At 34.2% G+C, this 17,056-nt stretch carries 16 protein-coding genes; 12 read left to right on the forward strand and 4 right to left on the reverse strand.

Translation table 11 applies throughout. The annotated features are described in order from the left end of the window. Positions 1-6: 6 nt before the first annotated feature. The 6 genes from rpmG (at position 7) to JHL15_RS19065 (ending at position 3,282) form a co-directional block, all read left to right on the forward strand. The gene (gene rpmG, locus JHL15_RS19040; protein ID WP_200248329.1) at positions 7-189 is read left to right on the forward strand and encodes a 50S ribosomal protein L33; all 183 of its coding nucleotides are present in this window, start codon (positions 7-9) and stop codon (positions 187-189) included. A gap of 20 nt (positions 190-209) precedes the next feature. After that, positions 210-362 carry a DUF4295 domain-containing protein gene (locus JHL15_RS19045; protein ID WP_002976755.1) on the forward strand — a complete coding sequence of 51 codons (153 nt, stop codon included), beginning with the start codon at positions 210-212 and terminating at the stop codon, positions 360-362. Positions 363-466: 104 nt separating this feature from the next. Then, positions 467-1,411, forward strand: a complete 945-nt coding sequence (locus JHL15_RS19050; protein ID WP_200248331.1) for an MBL fold metallo-hydrolase — start codon at positions 467-469, stop codon at positions 1,409-1,411. Between the two features lie 110 nt (positions 1,412-1,521). After that, entirely contained in the window at positions 1,522-1,995 is a 474-nt protein-coding gene (locus JHL15_RS19055; protein ID WP_200248333.1) for a RidA family protein, read from the forward strand. A gap of 10 nt (positions 1,996-2,005) precedes the next feature. Next, entirely contained in the window at positions 2,006-2,959 is a 954-nt protein-coding gene (gene ftsY, locus JHL15_RS19060) for a signal recognition particle-docking protein FtsY (protein WP_200248334.1), read from the forward strand. Between the two features lie 68 nt (positions 2,960-3,027). Further along, on the forward strand, positions 3,028-3,282 hold the full coding sequence (locus tag JHL15_RS19065) for a GlsB/YeaQ/YmgE family stress response membrane protein (RefSeq protein ID WP_089027653.1): 255 nt from the start codon (positions 3,028-3,030) through the stop codon (positions 3,280-3,282). A gap of 72 nt (positions 3,283-3,354) precedes the next feature. On the opposite strand, the gene sppA is transcribed toward JHL15_RS19065, so the two are convergent. Further along, on the reverse strand, positions 3,355-5,109 hold the full coding sequence (gene sppA / locus JHL15_RS19070) for a signal peptide peptidase SppA (RefSeq protein WP_200248336.1): 1,755 nt from the start codon (positions 5,107-5,109) through the stop codon (positions 3,355-3,357). Positions 5,110-5,128: 19 nt separating this feature from the next. On the opposite strand from sppA, the gene folK reads away from it, so the two are divergent. The 5 genes from folK to fmt all read left to right on the forward strand — a co-directional run bounded on the left by folK (position 5,129) and on the right by fmt (position 11,426). Then, positions 5,129-5,548 (forward strand): 2-amino-4-hydroxy-6-hydroxymethyldihydropteridine diphosphokinase, encoded by a 420-nt coding sequence (gene folK, locus JHL15_RS19075; RefSeq protein ID WP_200249220.1) that lies wholly within the window; start codon positions 5,129-5,131, stop codon positions 5,546-5,548. Between the two features lie 17 nt (positions 5,549-5,565). Further along, positions 5,566-6,678 carry an OmpA family protein gene (locus tag JHL15_RS19080; protein WP_200248338.1) on the forward strand — a complete coding sequence of 371 codons (1,113 nt, stop codon included), beginning with the start codon at positions 5,566-5,568 and terminating at the stop codon, positions 6,676-6,678. A 49-nt stretch (positions 6,679-6,727) separates the two neighbouring features. Further along, on the forward strand, positions 6,728-8,179 hold the full coding sequence (locus JHL15_RS19085; protein WP_200248340.1) for an OmpA family protein: 1,452 nt from the start codon (positions 6,728-6,730) through the stop codon (positions 8,177-8,179). Between the two features lie 78 nt (positions 8,180-8,257). Further along, positions 8,258-10,159: a RecQ family ATP-dependent DNA helicase gene (locus JHL15_RS19090; protein WP_200248341.1), complete on the forward strand. Its 1,902-nt coding sequence runs from the start codon at positions 8,258-8,260 to the stop codon at positions 10,157-10,159. Positions 10,160-10,478: 319 nt separating this feature from the next. After that, on the forward strand, positions 10,479-11,426 hold the full coding sequence (gene fmt / locus JHL15_RS19095; protein ID WP_200248343.1) for a methionyl-tRNA formyltransferase: 948 nt from the start codon (positions 10,479-10,481) through the stop codon (positions 11,424-11,426). Between the two features lie 39 nt (positions 11,427-11,465). Here fmt and ribB read toward each other — a convergent pair whose 3' ends face one another. Beyond that, positions 11,466-12,587 (reverse strand): 3,4-dihydroxy-2-butanone-4-phosphate synthase, encoded by a 1,122-nt coding sequence (ribB, locus tag JHL15_RS19100; RefSeq protein ID WP_200248345.1) that lies wholly within the window; start codon positions 12,585-12,587, stop codon positions 11,466-11,468. 67 nt (positions 12,588-12,654) lie between these two features. Beyond that, positions 12,655-13,659, reverse strand: a complete 1,005-nt coding sequence (locus JHL15_RS19105; RefSeq protein ID WP_200248346.1) for an LLM class flavin-dependent oxidoreductase — start codon at positions 13,657-13,659, stop codon at positions 12,655-12,657. Positions 13,660-14,044: 385 nt separating this feature from the next. Here JHL15_RS19105 and JHL15_RS19110 point away from each other — a divergent pair, with 385 nt between their 5' ends. Beyond that, positions 14,045-14,887 (forward strand): M12 family metallopeptidase, encoded by an 843-nt coding sequence (locus JHL15_RS19110; protein WP_200248348.1) that lies wholly within the window; start codon positions 14,045-14,047, stop codon positions 14,885-14,887. A gap of 39 nt (positions 14,888-14,926) precedes the next feature. Here the strand turns inward: JHL15_RS19110 and JHL15_RS19115 are convergent, their stop codons facing one another. After that, a complete protein-coding gene (locus JHL15_RS19115) occupies positions 14,927-17,053 on the reverse strand; it encodes a helix-turn-helix domain-containing protein (RefSeq protein ID WP_200248349.1) in 2,127 nt (708 codons plus the stop codon). Positions 17,054-17,056: the final 3 nt, after the last annotated feature.

Raw genomic sequence — 17,056 nt, forward strand, 5'->3', positions numbered from 1 at the left:
TAAATCATGGCAAAAAAAGGAAATAGAGTTCAAGTAATTCTTGAATGTACAGAGCACAAAGAAAGCGGTATGCCGGGAATGTCTAGATACATTTCTACTAAAAATAAAAAGAACACTACAGAAAGATTAGAGCTTAAGAAGTTCAATCCGGTTCTTAAGAAATATACTCTTCATAAAGAAATCAAGTAATTTATAAAATATAATTTACCATGGCAAAAAAAGTAGTAGCAACCCTACAAAGCGGTCAGTCAAAAAAAATGACTAAAGTTGTGAAAATGGTGAAGTCATCTAAATCAGGTGCTTACGTTTTCGAAGAAAAAGTAATGAATGCAGACGAAGTTGATGGTTATTTGAAAAAATAATCCCCTACTTTATTTACAATATAAAAACTACTCAGAATATGAGTAGTTTTTTTGCTTCTTATCACATCTAAGCCAGAACACTTTATTTTAGTAAAAAAATACCGATGAAAAATTTCATTTTATATGCATCCCTCCTGCTTACAATGAGTTGCAATAGTAGAAAAGCACCTACCGCAACCAAAAATACAACAGGAGTACAGCTCATTGTATTAGGAAATGTTCAGGATGCAGGCTCTCCTCAATTAGGATGCAACAAAGAGTGCTGTAAAGACCTCTGGAAAAATCCTGATCTAAAAAGAAAGATCATTTCATTGGGAGTGATGGATCATCAAAATCAAAAGAACTATCTTCTTGATGCAAGTCCTGATATTTCTTATCAGTTACAATTGTTGCAGCAAGAAAACAAAACTTCAAAAATAATTGACGGTGTATTTATTACACATGCTCACATAGGACATTATACAGGACTAATGTACCTGGGAAAAGAAGCAGCATCTACGCAAAATACTCCTGTATATTCAATGCCCAAATTAGCACACTTTTTAAGTAACAATGGACCATGGTCACAATTGGTGACTCAAAAAAACATTGTAATTAATGAAGTGGAAAATGAAAAACCTGTTATCTTAAGCCCTAATCTAAAGATCACTCCTATTCAGGTTCCTCATCGTGACGAATTTTCAGAAACCGTTGGCTTTTTGATAGAGGGTCCTGAGAAAAAAGCTTTATTTATCCCTGATATAGATAAATGGGGGAAGTGGAAATACAGCATTACTGACTTTATAAAAAAGGTAGATTATGCTTTTATTGACGCAACATTTTATAATGTTAAAGAACTTGATAACCGGGATATCTCAACGATTCCTCATCCATTGGTTGAAGAAAGTATGCAATTGTTTAACAATTTAAGTCCGGAGTATAAGAAAAGGGTCTATTTCATTCATTTTAATCATACCAATAGGTTATTAAATCCGGATAGCAAAGAAAGCAAAACTGTTATTAAAAACGGATACAATATTGCAAGAATGGGTGATATTGTAGAGTTATAATTTTATATACATTGTCTTTTAGAATGGTTGTAATAAGCTTAGCCAAAAAAGACAGCTTTCAGGAAGTTTTTTTGTTATCTTTGTTCACCAGATAATTTAATCAATCGGATATGAAAAAGATTGTCGTTCTGGTTTTTACATCAATGTTCCTGTTTTCATTCAGTCAAAACACAATGAATAGTATAGAATATAAAAACTCAGACCAAGTTTTTACGATCAAAGGACTTTCACAATCTGTAAGTGTAGACTGTGGAACTACAAAAATGATCCTTCTGTCAGGACAGGTTCCTCTGGATGCAAAAGGAAATTTAGTGGGGAGCAATAGTGTTGAAAAACAAACAGAACAGATCTTTAAAAATATTGAGATTATTTTAAAAGAATATGGAGGAACAGGAAAAGATATTATAAAGCTTGGAATATTCATTACCGACATTTCCAAAACCCCTGACTTCAGAAAAGTCAGAGATCTATATATCAATCTCCAAAACCCTCCCGTAAGCAGTCTTATAGAAGTAAGTAGACTCTTTCGAGACGATGTACTTATTGAAGTAGAAGCCACTGCAGTTATTAAAAAAAGCAAATAAGAACGGAACTATGAGTTGGTTTAAAAATATTTTCAAAAAAGAAGAAAAAGAAACTTTAGATAAGGGATTAGAAAAATCCAGCCAGGGTTTCTTTGAAAAAATAACAAAAGCCGTAGTCGGTAAAAGCACAGTAGATGACGAAGTACTGGATGATCTTGAAGAAATACTTATTGCTTCGGATGTAGGCGCTTCTACAACGATTAAAATTATTCAAAGAATTGAAGATCGTGTTGCGAAAGACAAATACGTAAACGTAGGTGAACTCGATAAAATACTCAGAGATGAAATTTCAAACCTACTGCTGGAGAATCCTCACGCAGGGACAGGTAATATAGATACTTCTAAAAAACCATATGTCATTATGGTGGTAGGAGTAAATGGAGTGGGAAAAACAACCACTATCGGAAAGTTGGCTCATCAGTTTAAATCTGAAGGTAAAAAAGTCGTACTTGGTGCCGGCGATACCTTTAGAGCAGCGGCAGTAGATCAGTTAACCATCTGGAGTGAAAGAGTTGGTGTACCCATTGTTAAACAGGATATGGGATCCGATCCAGCCTCTGTTGCTTTTGATACTGTTCAGAGTGCGGTTGCACAGGGAGCTGATGTAGTAATCATAGATACTGCAGGTAGGCTTCACAATAAAGTTAATTTAATGAATGAACTTTCAAAGATTAAAAGAGTAATGCAAAAGGTGATTCCTGATGCTCCTCATGAGATCTTATTGGTTCTTGATGGCTCTACAGGACAAAATGCTTTTGAGCAGGCAAAACAGTTTACAGCAGCCACTGAAGTAAATGCTTTAGCTGTTACAAAATTAGACGGAACTGCTAAGGGAGGAGTCGTTATTGGCATCTCTGATCAGTTCCAAATTCCCGTGAAATATATAGGGGTTGGAGAGAAAATGCAGGATTTGCAATTGTTTAATGGTACGGAATTTGTTGACTCATTCTTCAAGAAAAGATGATTTATATCATATTGTCTTGAAATTCGCAAAACACATTTCATACATATTAACAATTAAAATTTAGAACTATGGGAATTTTAACTTGGATCATTTTTGGTCTTATCGCAGGTGCAATTGCAAAACTTATTATGCCTGGAACACAAGGTGGTGGTTGGTTGATGACTATCATATTAGGAATCGTTGGAGCTTTCGTAGGTGGATTTGTTGGAAGTTTAATCGGCTGGGGAACAGTTGAGAACTTTGATTTTAGAAGCATGCTATTAGCTGTTGGAGGTTCACTTATAGTCCTTTGGATTTTTGGAATGGCCTCGAAGAAGAGCTAAAAAAATATTCTTATTAAAATTAAAAGACCGACTTGAAAATCAAGCCGGTCTTTTTTTAAAACAATATATAATTTAGTTGATCTTTATTTGATAAGGCATTTCCATCTTCACTTCAGATCTTAATTTTTCATCAGTGATCTGTTGCAGGATTTCATAATTAGCCTTTCCTATTTTACTCTTTATCACTCGCGCAGAGATATCATCTTCATTAAGGTCTTTAAAGATTTGTTCGAACGGAGACATCTTCTTAGGGTAAGAAGCTACATTGTAGTTTTTCAGTCTTGCTTTTTGCGCAGCAAATTTCACCGCATCATTTAATGTTCCAAGTTCATCTACCAAACCTATTTGTTTAGCACGGGTACCACTCCATACTCTTCCCCCTCCTATGCTGTCAATCTGTTCAAAACTTTGTTTTCTGTTTTGAGTAACGAAATGTACAAATCTTTTATAAGTTCCTTCTACACTTCTTGTAATCATACTAACTCCATATGGTGTTACACCATTTAATCCGGAATAATACTGCGAGTTCGCATTCGTAGCAACAATGTCTGAGCGAATTCCGTTTTTATTAGCAATATCTTTATAATATGGTATTACACCAAAAACACCAATAGATCCGGTTAAAGTATTTGGTTCCGAATAAATTTTATCCGCAGCCATCGCAATGTAATAACCACCTGACGCAGCATAATCACCAAAAGAAACTACAAGAGGTTTTTTCTTTTTTAACTGCTGAAGCTCAAATAGAATTTCGTCTGAAGCATTCGCACTTCCTCCCGGAGAATTAATTCTGAATACAACAGCCTTTACTTTATCATTCTCCTGAAGCTCTTTGATATACTTAATATACTTCTCAGAATAAATCTCATTGTATCCATCTCCGTTATTAATAGATCCTGACGCATATAATACCGCAATTTTATCACCTGATTTATCGTCCTCAGAATAAGAATTGATGTATTTACCCAATGAGATCTTATTCAATTTGTCTTTTTCCTTTAAACTTAATTTAGATTTAATAAGTTCATCATATTCTGTCTTCTGAATAAGTTTATCAGCTAATTTATATTTTAAGCTTTGCTCAGGAATCATTCCATACAAACTATCTACGATCGTTCTGAATTGGGTTGAGTCAATTTTTCTGGAAGTTGCAATCTTCGTTGACGTGTTTTTCCAGATATCATTTAAAAGAGTACTTAATTGCTCTTTGTTTTCAGGAGAAATATCATTTCTCAAAAATGGCTCAACTGCAGATTTAAATTTACCATGACGGATTACTTCAATTCCAATTCCATACTTATCTGCGAAATCCTTGAAGAAAGTAACTTCAGTAGCTAATCCCTTCAATTCAATCATTCCTGATGGGTTAAGAAAATATTGATCGGCTACAGACCCCAAGTAATATGATATCTGTGATGCAGCATTTCCATACGCGTATACAAACTTTCCACTCTTCTTAAAATCCTGTATCGCATTTCTTAAATCATCGATTTGCGTAATACCTGCATTCAGATCATCAGCCTCAATACTGATTCCTTTAATATTATCATCCGTCTTTGCTTTTTCTATAGCTTCTAACGCATCATATATTAATATGCTCTTATTCTGGTTATTGATATTAAATATCCCTGTTTGCTCTTCTGTGGGACTATCAATAATAATAGTTTTTAAATTTATGGTTAAAACAGAGTTCTTCTTTACCGTTACGGATTTATCACTACTCATAGAACTAAACACCAGCATTATGATAAAAAAGAAGAAAAATACAGCACATAGTATGACAATTGCCACTATATTTGCTAAAACATTTTTAAAAAAACTTTTCATATATCAATCATTTTTTAATATGTCGCAGCATGAGGTCATTTTGTTACTAGGGAGTAACCTTGGAGATGGAAAAAAAAATATAGAGGAGGCTCTGGAAAAGATAAAAGAGGGTGGAAACGAAATGTTAAAATTTAGCGTTTTTTTAACATCTGAGCCCGTAGAGTTTGTTAGTTCTAATATTTTTTGTAATATTGCAACAATAATACGTACACATCTTTCTCCTATTCAACTGCTTGATTTTGTTAAAAGTATTGAATTTGAAATGGGAAGAATTAACGATTCAAAAGTCTCAGGAGGTTATAGTGACCGCATCATAGATATTGATATTGTTAAATATGATGATTTAAATTTTATATCAGAAAGGTTGGAAATCCCTCATAAAAAACATCTTTTTGAAAGGGAATTTTCCAGAGTATTATTAAATGATTTTATCAAATAAAACATAAAACATATTGTATGAAATTAGGTTTATTATTATTGGCCGCGCTGCCTATTGCTACTTATGCACAGGACAGTACTACAGTAAAGATGTCGGACAAGTACCCTAATACATTCTCCTCGGGTTCCGCTAATGTTCAGCCTTTTGATAATAAGGCAAGAAGATTTAACGATTGGTCTATTTCAATCGGTGGTGGTGCTGCATTTATGCCACATGCTGACCTTACCTCATTTTATGATGGAAAGATCAATTGGGGATACAATGCATATATCAGTTTGGACAAACAGATCTCTCACGTTTTCGGTGTAAGCCTTATCTACCAGAGAGGGGAAACTAATCAAAAAGCAAAATTAGACGGTGCTGCCGGTGTAGCTGCAGGCGTAGGTGTTGCCAACACAAGATACGACCAGCTGGCTTTATTGGGAGATGTTAATTTCTCAAATCTATTAAGAAGAGTTGACAACCATTCTCCTTACAGATGGGCATTCCACGGTTATGCTGGAGTAGGTGTTATGGGATATAAAACATCCTTACATGATAACAATGAATTCAGATGGAGTAATGCTCCAAGAAGAGTTCCATTGTTTATTAAACAAGACTTTGATATTAATTCTATTTTCTACCAGTTTGGATTTGGTGTGAAATATAATGTTTCAAGACTTATTGATATTGAAGCAAGAACAATGTATATCTTAAGTGGTGATGATGAATTTGATGGTGGAGGTAATGCAGGTCCTGCAGATTACGATCCAGCTTCTAAAGTTTCCAAATATAACATGATCAACAAATCAAGATCTGATAATATGTGGACTGTAAACTTAGGGGTATCTTTCAAATTAGGAAAACATATGTCTCACTTAGCTTGGCATGATCCTTTGCAAGAAGCTTACTACAGAACAGGTGTACTTGAAAGCAAAACAACAGACTTTGTAGTTTGTGAAAAAGGTGATAACGATAATGACGGAGTTTGTGACGATTGGGACAGAGAGCTTAATACTCCTGCTGGTGCAAGAGTAGATGGTGCTGGTGTTGCATTAGACATGGACCTTGACGGAGTTATTGACTTGTATGATAAATGTGTTACAGTTCCAGGACCTCCTGAAAACAATGGATGTCCAACTGGAAAGTAATCATTCTGAATAAATAAATCATTTAATTAACTAAATAAAAAAATACACTATGAAATTAAGTTTAGCAATTGTAGCATTAGCATTAGCTGTACCAACAGCTTCCTTTGCGCAAGACTCAACGGCAGTTTCAAAAGGAGAGTATCCAAATACATTTTCTTCAGGTTCTGCTAATGTTTCCCCTTTTACGCAAAAGTCTAAGAGATTTAATGACTGGGCAATTTCATTTGGTGCTGGTGTACCATTGATGCAGTCAGCAGATTTAACATCTATCAAAAATGGTAATGGTAAAAATCTTTTCGGATATTCTGCATATGTAAGTATTGACAAAGCAATTACTCACGCTTTTGGTATTAACTTGCAGTATGACAGGGGAGAAACCAGACAAGGATTCTTCAACTCCAAAAATTCTGCTCCTACAGATTTAGCTGTAGCAGACAGACTTGGTGCAAGAACTCAATATGATGCGATCTCTATCTTAGGGGATGTAAATTTCTCTAATCTATTAAGAAGAGTAGATAATCATTCAACTTATAGATGGGCACTTCACGGATATGCTGGTATCGGTACTTTAGCGTACAGAGCATATTTGAAAGACGCTTCGAATACTCAAAGATTAATGACTGAAGTTAAACCTTTCAAATTTAACTCTTTATTCGGTCAGGCGGGTGCAGGTCTTAAGTTCAAAGTAAACAGAAGTCTTGATATCGAAGGTAGAGTAATGTATGTAGTTACAGGTGATGATTCATTCGACGGTGGAGGTGCACCATACAGTGCAATTAACCAACGTGAGGAAAATACATCTGATAACTTCTTCAACGCTACTTTAGGGGTTTCTTTAAAATTAGGAAAACACGAATCTCACTTAATGTGGCATGACCCATTACAGGAGATCTATTATAAATTAGATGTTTTGGCTAATAAAAACCAGGATATTGAAGTTTGTAAAAAAGGAGATGCTGATAACGATGGAGTTTGTGACGATTGGGACAGACAGCTTGATACTCCTGCTGGTGCAAGAGTTGACGGTGCTGGTGTAGCCCTTGACACTGACTTAGATGGTGTAATCGACCTTTACGATAAGTGTGTTACTGTTCCTGGACCTGTTGAAAACAACGGTTGTCCTACGGCAACTACCGGACCGGTAAAAGAAGAGGAAAGAACTTTAGAAGGAATTGAATTTGATTTAAATTCTGATAGAATCCTACCTTCAAATACACCTATCCTTAACAATGCAGTTACTTATATCAATTCATCTACTGGTTCTTATACTGTAGTTGGAGCAACTGATACAAGAGGAACTGATGCTTACAACAAAAAATTATCTGAAAGAAGAGCTAATAACGTTAAGAACTACTTAATCAAAAATGGTGTTCAAACAGGTAAATTAAGTGCTGTAGGTAAAGGAGAAAAAGATCTTAAATATCCTGAATGTGAACCAGCTACTAAATGCCCTGAATGGAAAAACAGAGCTAACAGAAGAGTTTACTTCGAGGCTAAATAATAAGCTATTTATTCAATTATATAAAAGTCACGCAGTGCGTGACTTTTTTTGTTATGATACTTTCCTTATTTTTATACCATGATTTCTTCCAGCGATTTTGACCAGTTAAAATATAAAACCCTGAAATATTTTTGGGGGTACGATAATTTCAGAGATTCTCAGGAAGAAATTATTAATTCTATCATCAACGAAAAGGACACATTGGTTCTGCTTCCTACAGGAGCAGGAAAATCTCTGTGTTATCAGCTTCCTGCTTTATTTAAAGAAGGAGTATGTCTCGTAATTTCTCCTTTACTTGCTCTGATGAAAGATCAGGTAAACCAGCTTAAATTTAGAGGTATTGAAGCAGAGTACCTATCTTCTGAGCTCGATGATTATGATGCAGAAGTAATCTTCAACAGATGTAAAGATGGTTTAACTAAATTACTTTACATATCTCCCGAAAGATTAACCAACAGGCAGTTCCTTCAAAATATGGAGGAAATACAGCTTTCTTTTATCGCTGTAGATGAGGCTCACTGTATTTCAGAGTGGGGTCAGGATTTCCGTCCCAGTTATCAGAATATAAAAGAGTTCAGAAAAAACAATCCTGATATTCCATGTCTGGCGCTTACAGCTACTGCAACTCCAAAAGTTTTAGAAGAGATAAAGAATAAACTGGAACTGAAAAATCCAGTTGTCTTCCAAAAGAGTTTTAAAAGAGATAATATCAGAATCTTTACCGAAGAAGTTTCTGATAAATATCAGCGTGTTTATAATATTTTAAAATATAATAACAGCTCAGGAATCATCTATGTTCGTACCCGAAAAGAAGCAGAACTACTCACTGAGTTTTTACATAAAAATCAACTGAAAAATGTAGACTACTTCCATGCAGGGCTAACAACAAAAGAAAAAAATGCAAAACAAAATTTATGGAATACCCGTAATAATTATGTTTTGATATCAACGAATGCCTTCGGTATGGGGATCGATAAAGATAATGTTCGCTTTGTCATCCACTACTCTCCTTCTCCATCATTAGAAAATTATTATCAGGAAATAGGACGAGCTGGAAGAGATGGACAAGATAGTTTTGCTTTTCTACTTTGGAATAAGCAAGAGATTGCCAATTTTGAACAGATCTTGAAAAATCAGATTCCTAACAAGGTGGAATTTCTGAAAATCATAACCTATCTATATTCCATTTTCCAGGTTGCAGAATATGAGCTTCCTGAAAAAGTATTCCAATTGAACATCAATGGTATTCAGAATTTCACAAAATTATCAATAGCAAAAATTAAAAATGTTCTTAATTTCCTGCATAACCAGGAGATAATCTATTACAACGATAACAAAAGCCTGTCTTCTCTGGAATTATTAATGCAGGCAGATGAAATAGAACAGCTACCCAAAAAAGATGCTTATTTCATTGAGTTAATGCTCCGTACCATTTCGGGGATTACAACACATAAAGTAATGTTTAGCGAACAAAATGTAAGCAACAAAATCGGAGTAGGAATCCCATTAATCAAAGAACGCCTTAAAGAACTACAACAAAAGAATTATCTCGAATATGTAGACGGAGCTTTATCAAGTATTAAATTTTTAAAACCCAGAGATGAAAGAACAATTAATGGAACCTACTGGAAACTTTTTGAACATATTCAGAGAAATAAAATTCAGAAATGGGAAGAAATGAAGTTTTATGTCGAGAATAAAGACTACTGTAAAATGAAACTCATTCTTTCTTACTTTGGAGAAAAAAATTCCAAAACCTGTGGACAATGTTCTGTATGCGAAAAAAACAAACAAACCATTTTTGGAAAAAATATTTCTGCACACCTTATCTCATTACTGGGTAAGAAGCCTTCAACTATTGAAGAACTTTCTATACAACTAAGCTATCATTCAAAAGAGAACATTTTGGAAAATCTTATTTTCCTTCTGGATTCCGGAAAGGTAAAAATGCTGAACTTTAGGACGTATACTTTAGCATAGTTCTTTGAAAGTGAAAAGTGGAAAGTGAAAAGTGGAAAATTGAAAATGGATTATGGAAATAGGGTTTAGGGTTTAGGGTTTAGGGTTTAGGGTTTAGGGTTTAGGGTTTAGGGTTTAGGGTTTAGGGTTTAGGGTTTAGGGTTTAGCAAAAATAATTCATAATTCATAGTTAAGCTATTAATATTTACTAAGGACTTAAACTTCCCACTTTCAACTTTCAATTTTCAACTATCAACTATCAACTATCAACTATCAACTATCAACTATCAACTGTACTCTTTCCATTTTCAACTTTCACCTAAAACCCTATCTTTGTATTATGAAATCATTGAAAGTCGTTTTCCTGGGTACTCCTGAGTTTGCAAAAACTGCATTAGAAGCTATCCATCAATCTCATCATGAAGTGGTAGGCGTGATAACAGTTGCTGATAAAGCAAGCGGACGTGGCCAGAAAATCCACCAATCTCCTGTAAAAATATATGCAGATGAAAATAATCTTGCTGTTTTTCAACCAGAAAAATTAAGAAATCCGGAATTTCTACAGCAGATAAAAGAGCTCGATGCAGATGTTTTTGTGGTGGTTGCCTTTAGAATGATGCCTAAAGTTCTCTTTGAAATGCCTAAAATAGGAACATTCAACCTTCATGCTTCTCTCCTTCCCGATTACAGAGGTGCAGCACCTATTAATTATGCTGTAATCAACGGTGAAGAGAAAACAGGAGTGACTACATTTTTCATTAATGAGAAAATAGATGAAGGAAATATTTTACTTCAGAAGGAATTAGAGATCTTACCTGACGAAAATGTCGGAAGTCTTCATGACCGGTTAATGAATATTGGTTCTGAACTCATTGTAAGCACTCTTGATGGGCTTGCTGAAGATTCTATTAAAGAAAGACCGCAGCCAAACGTTGAACATCCTAAAAATGCTTTTAAAATCTTTAAAGAGGATACTAAAATCAACTGGAATGCTCCATCGAAAACAATTCATCAGTTCATACTTGGAATGTCTCCTTACCCAGCAGCTTTTACAACTTTGAAAATTGGAGAAGAAGATAAAGGACTAAAAATATTCGGAGGTAAATTCGAAATTTTAAATCACGACAAAGCAACAGGAACATTAGAAATATCTAAAAATACTTTTAAAATATATACCGAAGACGGAATCTACGAGCCATTAGAACTCCAGTTGGAAGGCAAAAAAAGAATGAATATTAAAGATTTCCTGAATGGTTTCAGAAATTTTGACGAAATAAAAATGGCTTGATATACTCAAGCCATTTTTTATATTATTAAATTCATGATTCTATAACTGAACCATTTCTGTAACTTCTACATCGTAACCACCCACCTGAGGTTTTACATCTGGATTTTGAGTCAATACTTTAAATTTATTGATTCCTAAATTTTTCAAAATCTGAGTCCCGATACCATAGTCTCTATAGTTATAAGCTAAAGTAGGATGCTGTTGCTGACCAGCCTGGTAGTCCAAAAATTGTTGTAATTTCTTTAATGTATTTTCAGAATTGGAAACGTTATTAATAAAGATAATAACCCCTTTTCCTTCTTCATTGATCATTTTAGTTACTTTCTCCAATAAAGGAGTTTCACCATTATTTAGCCTTGTCAATACATCAAAATAAGAATCAGAAGACTGAACTCTCACCAATACAGGCTCATCTACAGTCCATGCTCCTTTTGTCAATACAAAATGAATCTGCTCATTAGAAGTCTCTCTGAAAGCATAAAAATCAAATTCTCCATAATGAGTTTTTACTTTTCTCTCTTCAATTCTGTCAACAAGATTTCCTTTTTTAAGCTGATAATGAATAAGATCCTCAATAGAAACAATCTTCATATCATGCTTTTGAGCAAATGCATATAAATCAGGAAGACGAGACATTGTTCCATCTTCGTTCATGATTTCACAAATAACACCACCCTCTTTTAATCCTGCTAAATGGGTAAGATCTATAGCTGCTTCAGTATGTCCTGCTCTTTTTAATACTCCTCCCTTTTTTGCACGAAGCGGAAAAATATGTCCTGGTCTCATGAAGTCAGTTGGTTTGGATTTATCATCCATCAAAGCAAGAATTGTTTTAGCTCTGTCACCAGCAGAAATACCAGTAGAAGTTCCGTTTCCTAAAAGGTCAACAGAAACTGTAAAAGCTGTTTCTTTTGGATCACTGCTTCTGCTTACCATAATATCCAGGCCTAGCTCATCACATCTCTTCTCAGGAAGAGGCATACAGATAAGCCCTCTACCATGAACAGCCATAAAATTGATCAGTTCAGGAGTCGTAAGCTCAGCAGCACAAAGAAAATCACCTTCATTCTCTCTGTTCTCATCATCTACTACTATGATTATTTTACCATTTTTAAGGTCATCAATAGCCTCAGGAATAGTATTTAATTTAATATCAGACATTTTTACTTTAAATTTTTGCAAAGATACTTATAAAAATAGGCATCTGCCAATTAATATAAATGGTTTGTTATGCTTTGATTAAAGAGTCTTTAGCTTTTCTGAAAATCTTATAAGAATCAAGTCTTTTCTGATGATCATAAATATGAGAATTGATGATCAGTTCGTCTACATTAAACTTCTCCTGAAAACTTTTCATCTTTTCCTCTACCTCAGATTGATTGCCAATAAAACTATATCTCAGTTTTTGTAAAACAGCAGATCTTTCCATTGGAGACCATATATCATCCATATCAGCAACTGGTGGAGCAAATGGCTTTCTATCGTTTCTGATAATATTAAGAAATGCCTGAAATAATGTGGTGGATAGTTGATGGGCTTCTTCCGAAGTTTCAGCTGCTGTTCCATTTACACAGGCTAAAATATAAGGTTTATCTAAATGTTTTGAAGGCTCGAAATGTTCTCTGTAAATATTAAAAGCCATTTCCATTTGCTCCGGAGCAAAATGTCCGGCAAAAGCATAAGGAAGTCCTAATTCTGCAGCAAGCCAAGCACTATCTGTACTTGATCCAAGAATGTATAATGGAATATCCAGTCCTTCACCGGGAATAGCACGAACCAGAGATTCAGAATTTTCTTTAGAAAAATATTTTTGTAATTCTAAAATCTGTCTTGGAAACTGCTCATTAATAATAGCAGGATTTCTTCCTAATGCTTGCGCAGTAATACCATCTGTTCCGGGAGCTCTTCCCAAACCAAGATCGATCCTTCCGGGAAAAAGAGATTCCAAGGTTCCAAATTGCTCAGCGATAACCAAAGAACTATGGTTTGGAAGCATAACCCCTCCTGAACCTACTCTTATTTTCTTAGTTCCATTGGCGATAAAACCGATAAGAACGGACGTCGCAGAGCTGGCAATGCTAGCCATATTATGATGTTCTGCAAGCCAAAATCTTTTATAATCAAGATTTTCTGCATGGTTTGCTAAGGACAAACTGTCCTGAAAGGTATCATGAATGCTTTTCCCTTGCTTTACTGGAGCAAGATCTAAAACAGATATTTCAAAATTTTTCATATTGAGAAATTATTTTTTTAGGTAATATGAAAGCTTACTTACAGATTTCATATTATGAATTTAAGTTCTAAAAAATCAAACAAATTTAATACATAAAAATTGTATTAGTTACTTTTTGTAATTGATAAGTCTGATTGCCTATTTCAGGCAAAAACTATTGAAAAATTTTAAATCTTAAAGATATCTTTTGTAAGTAAGCAGAGATATATAAAAAAGAATTTGCTCTAAGTTTTTCATTGCATCATCAGTCTCTTTTTTAAATCACTGAAACAAAACAACTAATTATCAAAAATTTTAGATTTTCATTATTAATAATTCATATATAAGAGAAATAAAATGTTATATTTGTATAAGAACTTAAATTTCAACACCAAAAAGTATTATTATGAACAAAAACCTAAATGGCTTACTCCAGAAAGTATGGCCACAAAAAAAAATTCTTTTGAGTTTTATAACAGTCCTTACCCTGGCTTCTTGTGATAAGAACGAAGGAATTATGGAGGAAGCACAAACTAATTCCATCAATTCTCAAAACATTAAAAAGGGACAATTGGGAGGCCAAGCCATTACCTACGAAAGAAAAAATGGAATGAATTTTTTCCAGGGAGATATTGTACTTTCTGATGAACAGTTAGCAGGAAATGAATCTCATAATAAAGGAGGAGCTACTCTTTCAAGATGGCCATCAGGTAAAATCTATTATACCGTTGCCAGCAACATGGGTTCTATTAATGCAAATAAAATTACCAATGCCGTTAATGAATATAATAATAAAACCAATACCCAGTGGATTCCCCGAACTAATCAAACTAATTATGTGGAATTTATTTTTGGAAGCTCATCAGGATATGATGGATGGGCTCATATAGGATATCAAGGTGGAAAACAGAATATTTCTTTGGATCAAAATATCGATTTAGCGTCTGTCATTCATGAAATGGGCCATACTGTGGGACTTTACCACGAACATTGCCGTAAAGACAGAGATCAATATGTAAGTATCCAGTGGAATAATATTCAAAATGGACAGGCCTATAATTTCGATATTTATAATTCGGGAACAGATATAGGTCCTTTCAATATCAATTCCGTAATGATGTATTGGCCAAATTCCTACTCTAAAAATGGGCAACCCACTATCAAAAGAGCAAATGGCACTAATTTTACCTATAACAGAACCGGCTTTACAACTGGGGATCTGAATACGATCAATTCTATGTATCCTTAATTTATAAAAGGTTTATCATATAATTTAAGGAAAGAATTTTTAAGAATTCTTTCCTTTTTTATAATTATAATGATTGATCAAGATCCTAATTTCATTAAACTCAAAATCATTTGGTAAAGCACTCTTCCATTCCGTAAGGGTTTCATGAGGATTTTTATAAAACTCTGTTTCAAAAGCTTTGATCTTATCAGAGGTAATCACTCTTGAAATATCCAACAATCCTTGTTCTGCAAATTTTGCTAAGTGACCGATTACGGTTTCTTTCACCAGTCCTCTTTCCAAGGAGATTTCTCCGATTGTTTTCCCCTGTTCAAATAATTGAAAAGTAAGCACCTGAGAAGGAACTTTGGCTATTTTCAAATTAACTTCCTTATCATTTTTTTCATCTAAAAGCTTAGTTTCCAGCAAGTGTACATCTTTCAATCCATTTAAATATTCTTCGATATCTTCCAGCCAGCTTTTAAATTCTTCGTTATATTGTTTTAATCCCTTTGCTCCCTTTATTTCAGCATAAAATTCTTTTAAAGGATTGAAAACTTTATCCCGAATTTCTGTGAAAAAGAAATTAACTGCTCCTTTTGCTTTGCTTTCAATTTCAGACCATTCCTCTTTCTTATCAACAAAAAATCCTATTTTCTGAGTCAGGATCCGCTCTAATTTCCCAAAGATCTTTCCAAGCTGTACGATCTCATGTTTTAATTGAATATAAAGCTGCTTGGTTTTTACATGATCGATGCTTTTTGTCGTGATAGAAAGATTATTCCAATCTTCAACTTCTTTTAAGAACCAAAGACTATCCAAAGTACGAAGTACTTTTTTGATGCTGTAATCGTATTTTTCTTTATTTAAAATATCTTCAACATGATCATTAGCAAAAGTATCACCCTGGAACTGAAGAATTCTATTATCCTTAAATATTACTTCAGGAGTTATTTTAGATTTCAAAATAATTCCTTCCAACGTTCTGCAACGGGATAATGCAACATATACCTGCCCTGCAGTAAAACTTTTTCCTGCGTCAATAATTACCTTATCGAAAGTTAATCCCTGACTTTTGTGAATAGTCACGGCCCACGCCAGCTTAATCGGAAACTGTTCAAAGCTTCCCAGAACTTCCTCTTTAATATTTTTATCGGTATCAAGAAAATACTTCTTCTGTTCCCAGACTTCTCTTTTTACTGTGATCTCTCTTTCACTTCCTTCTAAAACAACACGGATCTCGTTTTCATCCAATCCAATAATTTCAGCAAGCTTTCCATTAAAATACTTTTTCTCCGGAGAAATATCATTTCTGATAAACATCACCTGAGCTCCAATTTTTAATTCCAAAAACTGCTCATTGGGAAATTGATTTTCTTTAAATTCTCCGAAAAGTTTAGCTTCATAGGTATTGGCATCCACTTTTATTTCTCCAAGTTTCTGCTGATTGATCTCATCTGCCATCTTATTATGAGAACATAAATAGACATAAGAATCCTGCCCTGTTTCAAAATCAGGATCATATCGTTCATTGAGATGATCAAAATCAATATTAGCAACATCTCCATCCCGGATAGCATTCAAAATTTCTAAAAACTCCTGGTCAGACTGCCTATACACCTTTGTTAATTCAATGGTGATCAAAGGGATTTCCTTAATGGCAAGACTGTCAAAAAAGAAAGGAGACTGATAATATTGCTTTAAAACATGCTCATCTCTCACTACAGGCGGAAGCTGATAAAGATCTCCAATGAACAACATCTGAACACCACCAAATCTCTGATTATTTCTCCTCACAAACCGTAAGGAAAAATCCATCATATCCAAAACATCAGCTCTTAACATAGAAACCTCATCAATGATGATGATCTCTACCTCTCTTAAAAGCTTAAGCTTATCTTTCCGATATTTAAAATGATGCATCAGGTCAGCAATATTATTCGCTAAGCTTCCATCTATTCTGTCAGTAGTTGGCAGAAAAGTCCGAAGTGGTAAACCAAACATCGAATGAATGGTCACTCCCCCAGCATTTATGGCAGCAATTCCTGTAGGTGCAATTACAATGTATTTTTTCTTTGTTCTTTTTACAAAATCGTTAAGAAAAGTCGTTTTACCTGTCCCTGCTTTTCCTGTAAGGAAAACACTTCTGTTGGTATGTTCTATTATGTCAAAAAAATGATTGTTCATCGC

It is taken from the genome of Chryseobacterium paridis (assembly GCF_016595215.1).
GTDB lineage: Bacteria > Bacteroidota > Bacteroidia > Flavobacteriales > Weeksellaceae > Chryseobacterium > Chryseobacterium paridis.